Here is an 18,150-nt window from a genome sequence, read left to right as displayed (position 1 = left end):
AACTCGTTTTAGTTGTGGATAGCAAGTAACGTGAGTTACAAAGTACTTTCTATTTTAAAGCGCTTATCTAAACCTGAGTTTAACTACTTAATATCTACTTCTATGGTGGTGCCATAATTACTGCCATCACCCAGTACACTGATAAAATACCAACCTGTCTGCAGGCCATCTAAACGAAGATATTCGCTATTGTTGCTTAGTTGAGAGGTAAAGTCATACATGTGGCGACTTGGCCAAAATTGTCCAGTAAAGATATCGCTATTGCCGGAACCATGCTGGGTACGGATCTCAATTTGGCTGTTTGGCTTGCTCACTTTGATATAAAAGTGTGCTTCACCGGAGCCAACACAGGCTGGTTGTTCATCAAATAGCTGACCATATTGTATGCTGGGGGTTGTTAAGCATTGATTAGCAATTGGTTTTGGTTGCTCACTTGACTCTCGTTGGGCACTGTCAAAGCTGGCAGCAATCATCATACTTTGATATTGATGGCTATCGAGTACACTGAGGTAGTGAATGCCTTTATTAACCGTAACCGTTAGTACTTGTTCTTGTTTAACTTGTTTTGAGCTTACTTGTACATTCTCAGGCGTTGCCCAATGATGTGCGCTATACAGCAATTTAGTCGTGGTTTGTGCATCTTGAGTGCTAAAATAGAGTGTGGTGTTATCGTTATCTACCTGCACTTTGAAGTACTGCACTTTGCCACTGATACATGCACTTTGATCAAGGTGCAATTGGTCCTCTGAGCTCACAGTGTCACCATCTTGGCAATTGGTTGGTAAATATAATGGCACTCCCAAGTTATTTTTAGCCCTTAACTGTAAGCCATCAGGGTCACCTTCATGCGGTTGTGGTAGCCAAGCTTGTAAACATTCAGCACTTTTAACGCAAGGGTCGGTCAGTGCTTTCATAAAGTTCACAATATCAGTGATGTCTTGCTCCGACAGTTCAAGAGGAACAAGTACAGGAGCACCATCCGCTATTTCATCATCGATTATTTTAGCGGCTTCTTCGGTGTTTATTTCAGCATCAGCAAAGAGTGATTCACAGTCATTGCGGTGTTTAAATTGCGCTTGCTCGCACCAACGTTTGTTATCAAAATAATTGCGAAGTGTTGCTCGGTAGTCATTGTAATGATCCATGACTTGTTCAAGGGTGTCGTAATTGCCCGCATGACCGTATGGGGCAGTGACTTCAATATTTAACAAGGTGCCAGAGCGAAAGCTAAAAATATCTGCTTCACTATTATTTCTATGCGTGCGTCCTAAATCATTGGTTTTTGTCGTTCCAGCGCCAGTACCTGGACCAATTTGGGGAAACGAAAGGCGGTGATAATTAGATACCTTGGTTTGGGTAAAGCTATCCGTATTGTGACAACCAATACACTGAGTTGGGATAAAGCTTGGTGGCTCCCCACCATCAGAAGGAGGAGGGGGCAGGTAAAGATATAAATAAGCCCCGCGTTTTTGAGACTCTGTAATGGCCGACTTATTACCTTTGATGTAGTCAAACCAAGGATTTTCAGTAAAGTTCATTGATTGTTGATAAGCGGCAATCGCCTTCATAATGTTATTGTAGGTTACCAACTCCTCATCAGGCTCATTGGTTTGTCCATACACATCTTCAAATAATTCTCGCCAATGGTTTTTAAATAACTCACCTTGTGCACTGCCATAATCTCCTATTCGAGCTGCAAGGTGTGCTCTTACAGCTTCGTTAGGTTGGTCTGGCATGAAGTTAAAGCCACGCATTTCACCATCGGTGACAACAGGAAAGCGAGATTGAGCGGCAAGTAAGCTGTCACCAGCATTTGGGTCGGATTGTCCATACGGTACATCGGCTGTGCTGATCCCTTTTTCCGGTGCCAGCCAGTCTAAAAACTCAACCCTGGCGTCACGAAATAAGCTGCGTTTTTCAGTCCATGCGTTAAAGATGGTGGGTGAGTTGCGAGGCACATAAAACTTGCCAGTCACGGTTTCTCTACCTGGTCCTATCGTATCAGCCTTTTTTGCCAGTGTGCCCACTGGTAATGCAAGGCCATCCCCACCACCTAAGTAAGGGTGGTGACAGCTTGCACAGGCGACATCTTTATTGCCGCTGAGCGCTTTAGAGAAAAACAATAGCTTACCAAGTTTTACTTTTGGGTCATTTACCGATGGGATATCCGCATTTGAGGTGAGATCCCCAGTTAGTTCATGTTGTTCAATCAATTCAGCAAGTTTGTCATCCAAGTTGTCATTGTTATTATTGTTTTGGGAGTGGGCTGCATTAGCAAGTGCATTAAGAGTAAATACACAAAAGCTTGCAAGCAAAGCAATCCCTCTAGTTTTGTTTATCATGTTAAGTTCCTTTGAAGTGAGATAATTCTCATTTTTAAAACTTACATCATTAACTTTTTATTTGCAAAATTTAAAATTAAAATCCAACGTAATTTCTATAATCATTTGTTTTTATTGTTATTTTATGTTTTGTTTGTTCTGGTTATTGCATTAGTTATGGTTTTAGTTAATTTCAAGTTAACTTTCTGGGTTTGGTTATTTAAGCGCATACTATGGGTTAGATGAATCGTGTTGATTAAAAAGCATTTTAGTCTAGCTGGTTTGACTTTAAGTTATGCTCGAGCAGTATTTCCTAAGTCATTTATCTGTCGAAATATTTGACCATTTATGTGATGCAATCGGTATTACAATAATGAGAGAGCTTTAGTTGTAATCTATATAGATGAAAGGGCGTATTTATTGCTGAGTTAGTGCTATCCAATATCTTTAAGGCTATTCGGGTAGGTAATATTTCTGGGAATGTTGGCTTGGTTTTTATTTTAGAACAAGTGACAAATACGCATAGGGTCAACGTGTTTTCGTTGACCCTAAAAAAGGTTATTCAATAATCCACTTTGCTGATGTGCTACTTGCATCACCATGGCGGTTTAAATGAATACCATTGGTATCATTATTGAGCCACATATATTGCTGCCAGTAGGTGTTTTTTATATTCCAAACGCCACCTTGGTAAATGAATTGATAGGTTGCTTTATCCGGTGAGTTTACTAATTTGGCATATCCAGATGAGCGAGTACTGTAACCAAAGAATAAGTTTGCGTTTAGTTTACTTCTTAAATAAAACGCCCCGTCTTGAGTTGGTACTTTAATAAACTCTGTGGCATTACCTGAATTAGCGACTAGTTTTGCGTCATTGTATAAGCCATCTTCGGCTTTTACTGGTTGAGTATTTAAGGCCGACTTTACGGTAATGATTTGACCGATGTCTGCAGATTGCTTTGGCGCTTGCCAGTCATTTGGTGGGGTTTTCCATGTGAGTGATTTCCAGCGCCAGTTATATGGCATACTCATATATGGGTCGTATAAGTCCTCGTAACCAGGCTCTGCTTCTATGTTGTATAAACACTGGCGTCGTTCTGCATCTAATTGTGCTACGCGCTCAAGTTGATTATCAGTACCTACATTTAGTGCCAACATGCACTCAGCTAATGTTTTACCTATGCCTGTTTCATTAGGGGCTAGCACATAAGTATGATCACGATGTTGTTGGTTGACATACCAATTGAGCATGGCTTGTTCATCAAATGACAGCCAGTTATCGACCAATGTTTGCGCTTCTAGGCGTGCTACTTGTTCTCTTTGCTCTAGGTGAACCGCCATAGTGCGAATAAACGCCGCCCACAGATCTTTACTCGCTTCTAATGCCACTAATGCAACGGGTTTCATGCTGCTAGGCTTATAACTATTCCACGTTGAATCTAATCGAGTATCTTCATGCCAAATCACATCACCACTACTGAAGTTAAGTACGTCCTTGGTATCGTGGCTATGCTGTTCTGCACCTTCAGAGCATAAGTATGCTTTAACTTGCCAGATTTTTTCAAAGTTATCACTTGGTAACCTTACAGTATGTTCTGGGCTAAAGGAGTCTTGGAATAAATGAACCGCTCGGCCAAATAAAAAGTAGTTGTGATCCACTTCAGCTTGTACTGAATAACCCCCCCCATCCCACACTTTAATACGTTTATTTTGCGCCATAGCTGCATTAACAAAGTGTGTAATAAAGCGCTGCTGGCCTCGGCGCGCTGCATCTACTCCACCTTGACCTGCTACGTCATCATAACGACGCATAAAGTGATCTTGTTGCAAATCTGCAGGTTCTTGTGAAATTGCGCCAAAACAGTTTGGTCCGGTTGGATCTGTGCTGGCACTTGAAACGTTGAATCCAGCTATATCAACCCAGCGTTCACCTACAATTGCGGCGTAAATGTTATCAAAGCGTGGTTGATAGTGAATATTGTTATTGGTATGTGCGCTAATGCGTTCAATTTCTGTATAGGCAGTGCTTAAATCGATATTTTTAGCTAAACCATTTTGCCATGTTGGGCGAGGGTCGTTCGGATCTGGCGAAATTATGTGCTCGGCATCTAATATTTCTAATGCTGCCGTGCGAGTTAGCCATTCATGACCCATTGGAATAGTACCGCTGCCGCCAAGTTGAGTAAAAGCAATGCTGTTGGTTGAAGTTGCAAATGCCATCAGTAGGCAAAGACTCGTTTTTTTCATGTATTTTCCCGTGTTAGTTATTTTTCTGGAAATAAACATTCAGTGAATGTTTGTTCGGGGAACACTAATTGAATTAAATTAATATTACAAATTTTTTACTATTGGTCTCTTTTGGTTACTTCTGTAACGATAAGTACTACGTTCATTTTTGGGTTATTCTATTTTTTACTATTGTAAGGTTTATAAATAACTTAAAAGAACGCTTTTAGAGCTGCGTTTTAACTGAGCATAACGTTTACAGGGTACATACAAAGCAATAAGCAGTATCAACCACACTGCTACAGTCAAAATTAAACTAGCCTCATAGTCTGGTGGTAATTTTGATGAATCAAAAAACATATTGATGGGCTCACCGTATTTGAGCCAAGTATATAGTTGAGCACAACCATTTATGATAGGAACATGAATTAAATAAAAGAATAAGGGCACGGCACCAAAGACTTTAAGCCATGCTAGAGTTGGGTATAAACGCGCCTTATCAGTCATTTTTTCCAGTTGTGCCAATAGTACTAAACCAGGACCAAGCGTCATTAGTAAGTATTGTAGAGAAGGGGGGTATTTGTGAGTATCTAAAAATGAGAGTATGGATGTAATGGCACTACCTTGTGGATTAAAAAGGGTGGGGTCGCCATAAATATTCGATGCTCTTAGCAAAATAAAAACCATGGTAAAGCACAAACCCAATCGAGTAAGGTATTTTATTCGCATTGTTTGTGGCCATAAGTAAGCTTGACCTAATACATAACCAAGTGCCATCACACTAAACCATGGGATTAATGGATACGCAACGTAGATATTAAGTGTATTGTTGTATAAGTTAATCGCGCCAGGGCTGTGTAAAAGTGTCCAAAGCCACTCAAAATTGACTAGTATTTGTGTCATTTCTATATCATCAAATGCGTTGTGTATAAGCAAAATAGGCACAGTTAAGGTGAGTATCCATTTTGGCTGCAAGTAAATAAGTGCAGATAACAACACCATTGACCAGCCGATGACCCAAATAACTTGTAATATGATAGTGTCGTAGTGTCCTTGCCAGCTTGGTGTTATCACTAACACTTCTAATAAAATAAGCCAAACGCCTCGGCTTAATAGAAAGTGACATAATTTGGTTTTATTTTGCACTTTTTGACCATATAAAAAAGCACTTATGCCCGTTAAAAATACAAAAAGTGGGGCGCAAAAATGGGTGATCCAGCGGGTGAAAAACCATGTCCAATGGGTGTATTCTAGATCTGTTGGTGAAAATAGCGTAACGCCCCAAAAACCTCGAGTATGATCAAGGGCCATTAATACGATGATAAGTCCTCTTAAAATATCGATGGATGTTAATCTAGAAGATAATTGCTGCGTTAACGCATAAGACATAGATGTTTACCTTAGTCGAGTTCCTTTCACACCTCAATTGGGTGAAGGTTGTACGATATCCATTAAGCGCTAAGCATAGGAACAAATACTTTTCATGTAAAGTATTTGTAAATTTCATGGCTATCTAAATGGGCTTAAGGTTTGTTGACGAGCCAATCATAGGCTACGTTTTCATTGAAAAAACTCTTGATATTCATCGTGTGTTTTTGAGCAAAAGTTTCTATCAAATCACTTTTGAAGTCGGCAGGGTCTACAACTCTGGCTATATACATATGACTAAAAAGCTGCTTAATAACGTTAAGTACTTTGAGCACGTCACTGCCGCTATATCCCAACGTTAATTCAGTCACATTGAGCAACAGTTTGTTGAGCTTTGTTGTGTCTGCTGTTTTTTTAATCGTTTGGTACATGTTAGCAATGTCATCTTTGGAACCGCATCCTTTGGCCACGACATGTATGTAGCCAAGCGTGTGATAGATATCCAAGGAATATGAAAACGGGTTTGCATGCGCTGTTGATGTCATTAACTGCGTACTTATTAATGGCTATGCATTAGTATTAGCAAATGCGGTATAAGCAAGCAAGGTTGCAATACAAGTAAATTGTTGTTTTTACAAAAATATAAAAGGGCGAGGTTAAGACATGGGCATGGGATAAGTGCCGCAAGCAGTATATTTTAATACTCACTTGCGGTTTTGATCAATGGTGCTGTGTTTTACTATTGATATAGTCAGTAATCGAAAAGAGTATGCTTGAAGCAACAAATGTCATATGTATTGCGACTTTCCAAAATAGTTGCTCTTCAGTGAAGTTGCGCCAATCAAGAAATACTTTAAATAATTCTATTGTCGATATTGCAACAATGGCGCTTATTAACTTTATTTTTAGTCCTGAAAAGCCTATTTTACCCATCCACAAAGGGCGATCTTCATGTTGCTCTATATTTAATTTTGATACGAAGGTTTCATAACCACTGAAGATGATGATCAGCAATAGTCCTGCTAATAAAGCCGTATCGACCAAAGTTAAAATGTTAATTAACATTTGCCCATTAGTGGCATTCAGTGTGTTGACCACCATTACACCCAATAATTTAAAAAACTTGACTAACAACAGCAATACAGCCACGAATAAGCCGAAGAAAAGGGGGGCTAAAAGCCATCGTCCCGAAAATATTAGCTTTTCAAAGTGTGTTTCAATTTTTTCCTTCATTGTGTTCTCAGTGTATTTTTAGCTACTCGAAATGGTTGCAGAAAAAACCACAAAAGAATAGAAGTATTTTGTCTGAGCCTAAATTAACACCACTATTGCTCGTGATTTTTATTGTAATCTCGTTTGCTCTCCCATTAGCAATGGTTACGATTAAAGTTTTTATCAAATTGAGTATTGCGCTATATCGGGTTTATATGGATCAAGTATGGCAAGCGTGTTTATTACTTTTCATTTACAGTATCAAAACTCATTTTTTGTTTCGCATTAAAGAATTTTTCGTTTTATTTTAGTTAATTTTATATTGCATTCTGTAATTTATTTGTATAGGTTGTACCTCTATTAGGTTGGTTTCATCATGAAAAACGATTTATCACAGGAGCTATTTTGCACAGTGGATGGTGTACACAAAAAATAATAAAAGCCATTTAGGATAAAAATAATAATGAATCAAAAATTTGCCCTTAGCGCATTAGCCGTATCGTTACTTACCGCAAGCAGCATGTCAGCCATGGCAAGTGAGGCTAAAACATACATCATTAAACAAAATAACTTAAAAGCATATATGCTCTCTGATGGAATGCGCGCAAACCAAGTTCAAAGCGTTTTTCAAAGCAACAAGTTACAGACTTTGTCAGCGACATTAAGTGAAGAAATTTCAACCGTGAGCTTAACCGATGAGCAAGCTTCAATACTCAAGCGCTCAGGCCAATTTGAGTACATCGAAGAGGATTTTGAATACCAGTTATTCTCTAATACTCAGGTCAGTCCCTACGGTATTGCTCAGGTACAAGCTAATTTGGTTGCTGATAGCAATGCTGACCTGATGAAAGTGTGTATTATCGATTCAGGTTACGATCTCGGTCATCCAGATTTACCGCAAAATGCGACCGGTTTTGCCGATGCAGCAGTCGGTGTGTGGTATCGCGATGGCTCAGGACATGGCACACATGTGGCGGGTAGCATTGCAGCGCTCAACAATAGCCAAGGCGTACTTGGTGTTTTACCCAGTGACAAAGTGGCCATTCATGCGGTACGTGTATTCGATGATAATGGTAAGCAAGGCTATAACTCAAGAATTGGTCGAGCTGTTGACAATTGTGTTGAAAATGGTGCGAATGTTATCAATATGAGTCTGGGTGGAGCTGGTAAAAGCCAATATTTAGAAGAGCGCTTGAACTTAGCTTATGACCAAGGTGTATTAGTAATTGCAGCAGCAGGTAATGATGGCGATAGTTCGCTAAGTTACCCCGCCAGTTACGACAGTGTTATGTCGGTTGCGAATATTAATGAGCAACGTCAGAAAAACGATTCATCACAATATAATGCACAAGTTGAAATTGCTGGACCGGGTACAGATGTACTATCGACTGTTCCAAGAGGAACTGGTGTTGTCGCGAACGTGAGTGTATCGAATCAAGCCTTTGAAGCATCTGGCATGACTCATTCGGTTGAAGGTAACGTAACAGCATCACTTGTAGACTGCGAGCAAGGGCTTGCGCAGTGTACAGCACCGGCCAGTATTTGTTTAATTGAACGCGGAGGCGTGACATTTGCTGAAAAGGCAAAAAATTGTCAAGCGGGCGGTGGTATCGCAGCGGTTATATATAATAATGCGGCAACAACGTTTTCAGGTACGCTTGGTGATGATGAAAACCATGGTGTGACAATTCCGGTGTTAGGTATGTCAGGACAAGATGGTGCTACATTAAAAGGACTATTGGGCCAGCAAGTTAATGTACAGTTGGAAGCGATTTCTGATTATGATAAAAAGTCAGGCACCTCAATGGCAAGCCCTCATGTTGCAGGTGTTGCTGCGCTTGTTTGGAGCAATCACAATCAATGTAGCAATGTTGAAATTCGCCAAGCACTGAATGCAACAGCGATAGATTTAGGGGATGCGGGGCGTGATCACAAGTTTGGCTATGGTTTGGTACAAGCTAAAGCAGCCTCTGATTATCTAACTGCAAATGGGTGTGGTGGAGACGTTCAAAACCAATTACCGCAGGCTGCATTTAGTGTTTCATGCGATGTTTTAAGCTGTCAGTTTGATGCCAGTAATAGCAGTGACTCAGATGGTCAGATCAGCGCTTATGAATGGCGTATCAATGGGCAAGCATATGTAGGCAAAATAATTTCGCATCAGTTTGCTCAAGCTGGTAGTTATCAAGTATCACTTGAGGTAACGGACAATAGTTCAGCAACAGCCATTACGACTAAAACTATCGCAGTAACAGAAGGTAATGTTGGTAGTGATTGTCAAGGTGTTGAAGCCTGGTCTGCTGCTAAGACATACCGCTCTAAAGGTACGTTAGTATCTTATCAGGGTAAAAAATACCAAAATAACTGGTGGCATAAAAATAAGAATCCGGCACAAAACTCTAACATTGGCAATAATTGGAAAGTGTGGACAGATTTAGGTGTTTGTAACTAATTCAAGCTATTAAAGCTAAAGCCCGCTGCTGCGGGCTTTTTGTAATTAATGGTTTTTATAAACTTTACCGTCTTTCATCACAAAGCTGACCTGCTCTAATGTAGAAATGTTTGTTAGTGGGTTATCATCTACCGCGATGATATCAGCCAAGTAGCCTGTCTTGATTTCCCCCAGCTCAGGTTGCTTTAGTAATGCAGCGCTATTCATAGTTGCTGACTGTATTGCTTGCAGCGGTGTCATACCAAATTTGACCATACGTGAGAATTGCTTAGCGTTGTCACCGTGTGGGTAAATTGCAGCATCAGAGCCAAACACCATGTTTAAACCTGCTTTGACGGCTTGGCGAAAGCTTTCACGTTGTGCTTTTGAAACGAGCTTTTCTTTATTTATGTTTTCTTCAGGCACGCCATTGGCTTCACCGAAGGCGAGTGTATATTCGGTATTGTAGATATCACACGATAGATAAGTACCATGTTGTTTTGCCAGCTCAATGGCTTCATCATCCATAAAACTACAATGTTCGATGCTATCTATGCCGGCACGAATAGCAGCCTTAATGCCATTGGTACCATGGGCATGCGCGGCAATGATAAGCCCTCTTAGGTGTGCTTCTTCAGCCGCTGCTTTTAGCTCTTGTTCACTAAATTGTTGAACCCCGACTTTAGTCCCTTTGGAGAATACGCCACCAGTGGCACATATTTTAATCGTATTGGCACCATATTTTATATTTTCACGCACTTTTGCCCTTACAGCCCAAGGGCCATCTGCAACGCCACCTGCCACTGACTTTTTCTCAGGGGCGCTAAAGTTATCATCACAATGCCCTCCTGTAATTGAAATTGCGTAGCCGGCACTCCAAATTCGAGGACCGATTACTTCACCTGCATTGATTGCATCACGCGTTGCGATAACGCTATAACCAGGTGCACTTAAATTACGAATAGTCGTAAAGCCTGCCATTAAAGTGGTTTTTGCATTTTTAACTGCTTTGATTGTTTTTCTAGGTATAGAATAATTCTTTGCAGCCAAAAAATTATCGGCGGGGTCGCTCGTCAAGTGTACGTGCATATCCATTAATCCCGGTAAGAGTGTTTTACCTTCGAGATTAATGACGATTGCATCACTGGGCACATCGAGTTGTCCTTGCTGAGCGATATTAATAATGCGGTTATCTTCTATAAACAGGCTTGGATTAGTGATCCTCTTCCCTGACTCTACATCAATATAGGCGGCGGCATTGAGCACGGTAGTTTGTCCGTATGCGAAACTAGAGAACAAACATAAAGAGGCGAATGAATTTAAAAGAGTATTTTTCATATGTGATTATTTGTTGCTTATTATTGGTTAACTGAGTATTAGACATTCAAAGCAAGGTAGCGAGTCGCTTGCGACAAAAACAATGTTTACTGGGGTAAGGTTAACAGCCCGATATTTTATCATGGTATTTGGCTATATTTTTTAATAAAGTGCCCGCTGGTTGCAATTGGGCGGTAAATCGCAGCGGGTATAAAGCACAGGTATGATGACTATGTCATCCCAGTGGTTAAGAGCTGCTCGGTCTAGATAACGAGCAAGCGTAGCACAAGCACAAAGGGTATGCTCAAGAGGATTATTCATCATGTCATATATCAATTGATGCATTGGTTAGTACCGAGTTTTACTTCGTATCAAGGTGGTTATCTTGATACTTGAGAGTCAGTCATACCGACGATCACTTTTGCTACATCCATCAAGTATACATCTTCAAGTAAGCCTATCACATCGTTCCAGCGGGGATTATATTCATTGTTTTCCCAGCGCCTAAGTGTACGCTCTTCAATACCGTAACTGGCAGCGGATTCTGCTTGAGTAAAGCCTCTGCATTTACGTGCAAATTTTAGAATATCTGACCCTTTGGGCGTGCGATTTGTTTGAGTACTAATGTTTGAGTGCATAATTTTATATTTTCCTTCATTTGTTACGCAAAAATACTGTTTTCCAGTGAAAAACGTTATATCTTGATGTATAATCCAGCACTTAATACGCATCAATTAGAATGGAAAGGGAACTTTCAATGTTGTTTGTGCGTATTTTTTTAAATTCTAGATCTAAAAATTACGCATTTCAAATGTTATTTTAGCTTTTGCATTATTTTTTGTTTGACCAATGTCATGAAACGCGAAATTTTTTACTCTTAAAAAAATAAGGGAAACTTTGATATGTCTGAAAACTATAGCGATAGTATAGCGAGCAATAGCGCTGGTTCTGCGTCATTCTCTACGCGTGTTGAACAGGCGATTAAACCAGACAGTATTCGCATGTTTGCGTCAAAAATAGGTGTCTCTGAAGGGACTCTGCGTAGAATATTGAAGGGTGAAGATCCGAAATTGAGTGTTATTGAGCGAATTGCTGAGCAAGCACATGTTGATTTTATGTGGTTGGTAAAAGGAGTTGGTGAGTCGGTTAACCATAACAGTGATTCGCCATTATTGAGCCAGCGGGTTGTGAGTGTTGATGAATTTGAAGAAGAGTTTATTTTAGTACCGGGTTACCACATTTCAGTGAGTACTGGGCATGGTGCATTCAATGGCGCTGCGCGCATTGAACGCCATTTAGCTTTTAGGAAAAAGTGGATTGATTATAAAGGATTAGATAAAAGTCAGTTAGCTGTTGTTTTTGCTAAAGGCGACTCTATGGAACCAACAATACATAACAACAACACTATTTTGGTTGACTTATCAGATAAAAAACTCAGTGAAGGGCTAATTTATGTGGTTCGATTGGGTGAAGAGCTCTATGCAAAACGGTTGCAGCAGTACTTAGACGGTTCAGTACGTTTAATTAGTGACAATAAAGAATATGTCGATCAGCATATACAACCACACGAACTTGAGCAGTTAGAGATCATTGGTAAGGTTGTATGGATAGGTAAAGATCTTGCTTAGTACATAGCGTGCCATACAGGGACGCTATAAATTTAAGGTATACCAATTTTATTAAAATATTGATCATTCTAGCGAGTTAAATGACTCATGTTGAGTAATGATATAGCGGAGCTTTTGCCTGGTTACTAAGTTATTTATCTGTCGCAATATCAGATTATTTATTTAATACTCATTAAAATGGCACTTTTGCTGAGAACGTCATTAACTGCTCGGTGTAAGGGTGGCAGATCTGTAACATTTCGGCATGCAGCTGCAAACGAGAAGCAGCTGCAAGTGCCTCGTCTTTAGCATAGAGCCTATCACCTAATATTACATGACCAAGCGATAGCATATGTATGCGTAGCTGGTGAGAGCGACCAGTTATTGGCGTGAGTTTGACACGTGTTGCTTTATCTTCGTAATTTAGTACTTCAAAATGGGTAAGTGAGGGCTTCCCTGTTTCATGACAAACCATTTGTTTAGGACGGTTAGGCCAGTCACATGTCAGAGGTAAATCGACAGAGCCTGAAAATTGCTCAAGCTTGCCATATACTCTGGCGATATAATGCTTGTTGGTTAACCTATCTTGAAATTGAATACTTAAAAAACGATGGGCCTCTTTTGACATAGCTAAACACAGCACACCAGAAGTTGCCATATCTAACCGATGAACAATACGTGCGCTAGGAAACACTACATTGACTCGATTAATTGCACTATCTGCATGTTTGGGATCTTTGCCCGGCACGGTGAGTAAACCACTGGGCTTATTGATAACCAACATATGATCATCTTGATACAGAATGTCTAAATACGGATCGCGCGGTGGCGCATAGTTTAACAACACAAGTCTGGCCTTAATTAATTTGAGCGCCGTATTCTAGCGAGGTTTTGCTTAATAACAAAATTTTGCCTTGTTATCTGCCATATTTTTCACTTTGTTCCTTGTAGGACTATAAAATCAGCTCAGCGTAAACCAAAAGTGGCTGACGCTGAGCTTAAGGGGTTTACTCGTGCGTAACTACTATAAGACGAATTGCATCTAGCTTAAGCTGTGCTTTGGCAATGTGGATGGTTAACTCAGCGCGTTGCTTATCAAAGACGGCTATTTCCTCATCACGAATATTAGGATTGATTGCTTTGAGTGCGCTAAGCCTGCTTTGTTCATCTTCCATGGCGTCTAACATTTTTTGCTGTGCTTGTGCTTGAATGGTATCTAATTGGCTCGCTACCAAGTCATTTGCTGTTGATATTAACGGGTGAATGGCACTTTGTAGTGCATTGGCTAATTTGCTTGCTGTTTGACGTCCAACGGCTGATAGCTGGTTGTTAAAGGCATCAAACGCGACATTTTCGGCCAAGTTGTTACCGCTTTTATCAAGCAAAATACGTATTGGCGTAGGTGGCAAAAAGCGACCTACTTGCAACGCTTTTGGTGCTGAGGCTTCTGCAATAAATATTAGCTCAACAAAGAAAGTACCAACGGGTAATTTTTTATTTTTTAACAGGGCAACTGATGCACTACCAAAGTCATCATCGCAAATCATATCCATGGTGCCTTGCACCATTGGATGATCCCAACTAATAAAGTGGGCATCTTCTTGTGAAAGTGCTGTAGTTCGGTCAAATGTTACGGTAATGCCATCGTCTTTTAAACACGGAAATGACGGGTTTAGCATGTGCTCTGTTGGTTTAAGAATAATGGTGTTTTCGCCTTTGTCTTCTTGATTTACACCAAAAATATCATATGCGTTGATCATGAACGCGGGTAATATTACATCATCGTCAAGTTGTTCAATTTCTTTTACCAAGCGCTCAGCTTGTCCTTGGCCGCTGGAATGAAGCTCTAGTAATCGGTCGCGGCCTTGTTCCATTTGGCTGCGCAGCACTTGGTTTTGCTTAGCAGCTTGCTCTAGTACAGGGTCTAAACTGTCTTCGTCACAGTTGTGCTCGCTAATTAACTCAAGCAATTCTTCAGAGAACTCCTTGTACAGTAGCTGACCTGTAGAGCTGGTGCTTTCAAAGGCGTCTAAGCCATCTTGATACCAACGCAGTAAAACTTCTTGTGCAGTATTTTCAAAGTATGGCACATGAATATTGACATCAAATTTTTGACCGATACGGTCAAGGCGACCGATACGTTGCTCTAGTAAGTCAGGGTTCAGAGGTAAATCAAACAAGACTAAATGATGTGAAAACTGAAAGTTGCGACCCTCAGAACCAATTTCTGAACACAAGAGTACTTGCGCACTGTTATATTCGTCTGCAAAGAATGCAGCGGCACGGTCGCGCTCAACAATCGACATACCTTCATGGAACACCGCGGCTTTGATGGCTTCGCGTTCACGTAATATTTGCTCAAGGCTAATGGCTGTTTGCGCTTGTGCACAGATCAATAAAATCTTTTCATGCTTTAGAGACTTTAATGTATCTATCAACCAATCAACGCGGGGGTCAAATGCAGTCCAACCGCTGCCTTCACCTTCAAATTCTTGAAAGATTTTTTCAGGGAATAGTGCACGTAGTGCCGATTTTTCAGGGCTTTGAATACCACCCATACTACCTAATACGGACATGGCTGTTTTATATTGTTTAGGTAGTTCAATAGGGTAGCTGTGCAGCTTACGGCTTGGGTAGCCTTCAATGCCGCTGCGGCTGTTACGGAATAAAATTCTGCCTGTACCGTGACGGTCTAAAAGCATGGATAGAATTTCTTGTTTTGCTGCTTCATTACCGTTTTGTGCGTTATTGAGTAAAGTTGAAATATCAGTCTCTTTTAACAGCGCAATTAAGATGGACTGGCCTTTTTCATCCAGTGCGCCATCTTGTAGTAATTGGTTGGCAGCATCGGCTACGAGTTGATAACGGCTTTCTTCTTCAACAAATGCGTCATAGTCATAGAATCTATCAGGGTCGAGTAACTGTAAACGCGCAAAGTGGCTGTAATGACCTAATTGATCCGGGGTTGCGGTTAACAAAATAAGCCCTGGAATATCTTGGCTCAGTTCGGCCATGCGTAAATATTCCGTGCTTGGTTTTTCTTTTGTAATGGTTAAGTGATGGGCTTCATCAATGACCAATAAATCCCAATCAGCTAAGGTTGCTTGTTCAAACCAGCGGCGTTTTTTAGTAATAAATTCAAGGCTTACTAGTACTAATTGCTCAGTATCAAATACATTAGGGGAGTCGGCAAACGCTTCATCACAGCGCTCCTCATCAAAAATAGAGAAGTGCAAATTAAAGCGGCGTAACATTTCAACCAACCATTGATGCTGTAAGTTCTCTGGCACAACTATCAGTACGCGATTAGCGCGACCAGTTAAAATTTGTTGATGCAAAATCATGCCCGCTTCGATGGTTTTACCTAGGCCCACTTCGTCTGAGAGCAACACTCTAGGAGCAAAGCGCTTACCTACTTCATCAGCAATATATAATTGATGTGGAATTAAGCTAGCACGTTGCCCAACCACACCTTTGAGGTGTGACTGCTGGCGATTAAATTGATGCTGCCATGTTTGGTAGCGCAGAGTATAGCGATCAAAACGGTCAACTTGACCTGCAAATAGTCTATCTTGTGGTTTATTAAACTTAATAAAATGGTCAAGAAAGGTTTCTTTTAGCGTGGTTTTTTCTGACGTATCGAGACGAGTGCCGTGATAACACAGCAGGTCACCTTGTTGCTCAATGTGTTCTACTTGGAGTTCCCACTCTTCAACATGGCGAATGACGTCACCTTGGTTAAAGACTACACGCGTTACAGGGGCTTCTTGCATTGAATAAACGCGGTTTTCTCCACTGGCGGGGAACAATATGGTGACCTGACGGCCTTCCAAAGCCACTATGGTACCTAATCCTAAATCTGACTCAGTATCACTGATCCAGCGCTGACCTAAGGAAAAATTCATGTTTGTCTCGTCTTAGCAGAAAAAGGCGGCTATGTTACCCGTTCGCATGGCGTTGTTCAATCTTGTTTATTCTCTGTGAATGTGCCTATTGAGGCGCGTAAATAGAGAATGTCATAAACATTACAGTTTGCTTAATATATGTGCAGTCAGTTGTCATGAAACGGACTTTTATGACAAATAGACTAAACTTGGTTTATAGCCATGCAAATAGTTGGCATTGCCACTGAATGTATTGGGTATAGCATATATAATTGCAAACGACAGGAATGCGCTATGGGAAAAGATCAAGACCAAGACAGAAAAGTGTACGTGCTTGACACCAACGTACTACTACATGAACCCCTCGCTTATCTTTCCTTTCAAGAACATGACGTGGTAATTCCCATGACTGTGCTTGAAGAGCTAGATCATATAAAAGACAGAAAACGCGATGTAAGTCGTGACGCTAGAATTGCGATTCGAAGTCTAGATGGTGTATTAAAAGATGCCTCCCCTGAACAAATGCTAGAAGGAGTAAGTCTACCCAGTATTCAATCAGATAAAGAGCATGGCCCGCTTGCACGCGGCAAATTGAAAATCGTGAATGATCATTTGTTTCCTGACAGCATTTCTGGTTTGCCAGGTAATGAAAATGATCATCGTATTATAAATTGTGCTGTGCATTTGCAAAAACAATATAGTGAAAAAAAATTGGTGTTGGTTACCAAAGACATCAACATGAGGCTTAAAGCCAAAGGGGCAGGGTTAAAATTTGTAGAAGATTACCGCACCGACCAACTAATTGATGATATTAAACTGCTTAGCACAGGCTTTAAGAAAATTAGTGGCGACTTTTGGCAAAATGTAGGTGACTGCTCATCCGAGCAACAAGGCCGTTATACTGTACACCATGTACCAAAGGCGTTGGTCCCAGATGTGTTTTGTAACGAATACCTAATTGATGATAGTGAACATTTTGCTGCTAGAGTCGATAGTTATGATGATAAAAATATTACTTTACGAGATTTAAGCCGTGAGCGATTGATGCATCAAATGGCATGGGGAGTGAAACCAAAGAATATTTATCAAGGAATGGCACTTGATGCATTGCTTGACCCTGATATTGAATTGGTCATTTTAACGGGCCCAGCAGGGTGTGGTAAAACGTTACTTGCATTGGCCAGTGCTTTGGAAATGATCATTGAAAAAGGTATTTACGATAAGGTAATTGTGACCCGGAATACACCAGAAATTGCTGAAAGTATTGGCTTTTTACCCGGAACAGAAGAGGAAAAAATGGCGCCTTGGCTGGCTGCAATTACTGATACATTGGAAGTACTACATAAAAATGATGAAAGTCCTATTTCGAGTAGGAACTACATCATGGAAAAAGCCAATATACAGTTTAAGTCAGTAAACTTTATGCGTGGTCGTAGTATTCAAAATGCCGTGGTTATTTTAGATGAAAGTCAAAATTTAACGGCCTCTCAGTTGAAAACTATTATTACGAGATGTGGAGAAGGAACTAAGTTGATATGTACGGGTAACTTGGCGCAAATTGATAGCAACTATCTAACGCCCGTCACATCAGGGTTAACATACTTGGTTGAGCGATTTAAGCACTTTGAAGGCAGTGCCACCATTAATTTAAATGGTGTGGTACGCAGTCGCTTAGCGTCTTTTGCGGAAGAAAATTTGTAACTTAACCAACACGAGCAGGCCGTTTTTTATGGCCTGCTTTAAATTCTTTTAATAGACATGTAGCGCATTACTGGTAATGTTTC

Annotated in this window: 12 protein-coding genes; 3 read left to right on the top strand and 9 right to left on the bottom strand. The window is 40.5% G+C overall.

The annotated features are described in order from the left end of the window. Nucleotides 1-83: 83 nt before the first annotated feature. The 5 genes from SANK73390_RS07090 to SANK73390_RS07070 all read right to left on the bottom strand — a co-directional run bounded on the left by SANK73390_RS07090 (nucleotide 84) and on the right by SANK73390_RS07070 (nucleotide 7,148). A complete protein-coding gene (locus SANK73390_RS07090) occupies nucleotides 84-2,342 on the bottom strand; it encodes a cytochrome c peroxidase (RefSeq protein WP_462764960.1) in 2,259 nt (752 codons plus the stop codon). 537 nt (nucleotides 2,343-2,879) lie between these two features. Further along, entirely contained in the window at nucleotides 2,880-4,568 is a 1,689-nt protein-coding gene (locus SANK73390_RS07085; protein ID WP_462764957.1) for a hemolysin D, read from the bottom strand. A 180-nt stretch (nucleotides 4,569-4,748) separates the two neighbouring features. Next, nucleotides 4,749-5,936, bottom strand: coding sequence for a DUF1624 domain-containing protein (locus SANK73390_RS07080; RefSeq protein WP_462764955.1), 1,188 nt, complete (start codon nucleotides 5,934-5,936; stop codon nucleotides 4,749-4,751). A 134-nt stretch (nucleotides 5,937-6,070) separates the two neighbouring features. After that, nucleotides 6,071-6,460, bottom strand: a complete 390-nt coding sequence (locus SANK73390_RS07075; protein ID WP_261592514.1) for a hypothetical protein — start codon at nucleotides 6,458-6,460, stop codon at nucleotides 6,071-6,073. Nucleotides 6,461-6,635: 175 nt separating this feature from the next. Further along, nucleotides 6,636-7,148, bottom strand: coding sequence for a TIGR00645 family protein (locus SANK73390_RS07070; RefSeq protein WP_462764953.1), 513 nt, complete (start codon nucleotides 7,146-7,148; stop codon nucleotides 6,636-6,638). 442 nt (nucleotides 7,149-7,590) lie between these two features. Between SANK73390_RS07070 and SANK73390_RS07065 the strand changes: the two genes are divergently transcribed. After that, nucleotides 7,591-9,579, top strand: a complete 1,989-nt coding sequence (locus SANK73390_RS07065; protein ID WP_462764951.1) for a S8 family serine peptidase — start codon at nucleotides 7,591-7,593, stop codon at nucleotides 9,577-9,579. Between the two features lie 45 nt (nucleotides 9,580-9,624). Here SANK73390_RS07065 and SANK73390_RS07060 read toward each other — a convergent pair whose 3' ends face one another. Continuing rightward, a complete protein-coding gene (locus tag SANK73390_RS07060) occupies nucleotides 9,625-10,896 on the bottom strand; it encodes a Xaa-Pro dipeptidase (RefSeq protein ID WP_462764949.1) in 1,272 nt (423 codons plus the stop codon). Nucleotides 10,897-11,255: 359 nt separating this feature from the next. Further along, complete coding sequence (locus SANK73390_RS07055) at nucleotides 11,256-11,513, bottom strand: helix-turn-helix domain-containing protein (protein WP_261592510.1); 258 nt, start codon at nucleotides 11,511-11,513, stop codon at nucleotides 11,256-11,258. Nucleotides 11,514-11,777: 264 nt separating this feature from the next. Between SANK73390_RS07055 and SANK73390_RS07050 the strand changes: the two genes are divergently transcribed. After that, complete coding sequence (locus tag SANK73390_RS07050; protein ID WP_261592509.1) at nucleotides 11,778-12,503, top strand: XRE family transcriptional regulator; 726 nt, start codon at nucleotides 11,778-11,780, stop codon at nucleotides 12,501-12,503. Between the two features lie 172 nt (nucleotides 12,504-12,675). Here SANK73390_RS07050 and rluA read toward each other — a convergent pair whose 3' ends face one another. Both rluA and rapA read right to left on the bottom strand, forming a co-directional pair. Then, nucleotides 12,676-13,329: a bifunctional tRNA pseudouridine(32) synthase/23S rRNA pseudouridine(746) synthase RluA gene (rluA, locus tag SANK73390_RS07045; RefSeq protein ID WP_462764946.1), complete on the bottom strand. Its 654-nt coding sequence runs from the start codon at nucleotides 13,327-13,329 to the stop codon at nucleotides 12,676-12,678. 160 nt (nucleotides 13,330-13,489) lie between these two features. Then, complete coding sequence (gene rapA, locus SANK73390_RS07040) at nucleotides 13,490-16,387, bottom strand: RNA polymerase-associated protein RapA (protein WP_462764944.1); 2,898 nt, start codon at nucleotides 16,385-16,387, stop codon at nucleotides 13,490-13,492. Nucleotides 16,388-16,660: 273 nt separating this feature from the next. Here rapA and SANK73390_RS07035 point away from each other — a divergent pair, with 273 nt between their 5' ends. Beyond that, entirely contained in the window at nucleotides 16,661-18,067 is a 1,407-nt protein-coding gene (locus SANK73390_RS07035) for a PhoH family protein (protein WP_462764942.1), read from the top strand. Nucleotides 18,068-18,150: the final 83 nt, after the last annotated feature.

The organism is Pseudoalteromonas sp. SANK 73390 (genome assembly GCF_054966645.1).
Note: the sequence above shows the minus strand (reverse complement) of the source record. Positions and strands in the feature narration are given on the sequence as shown.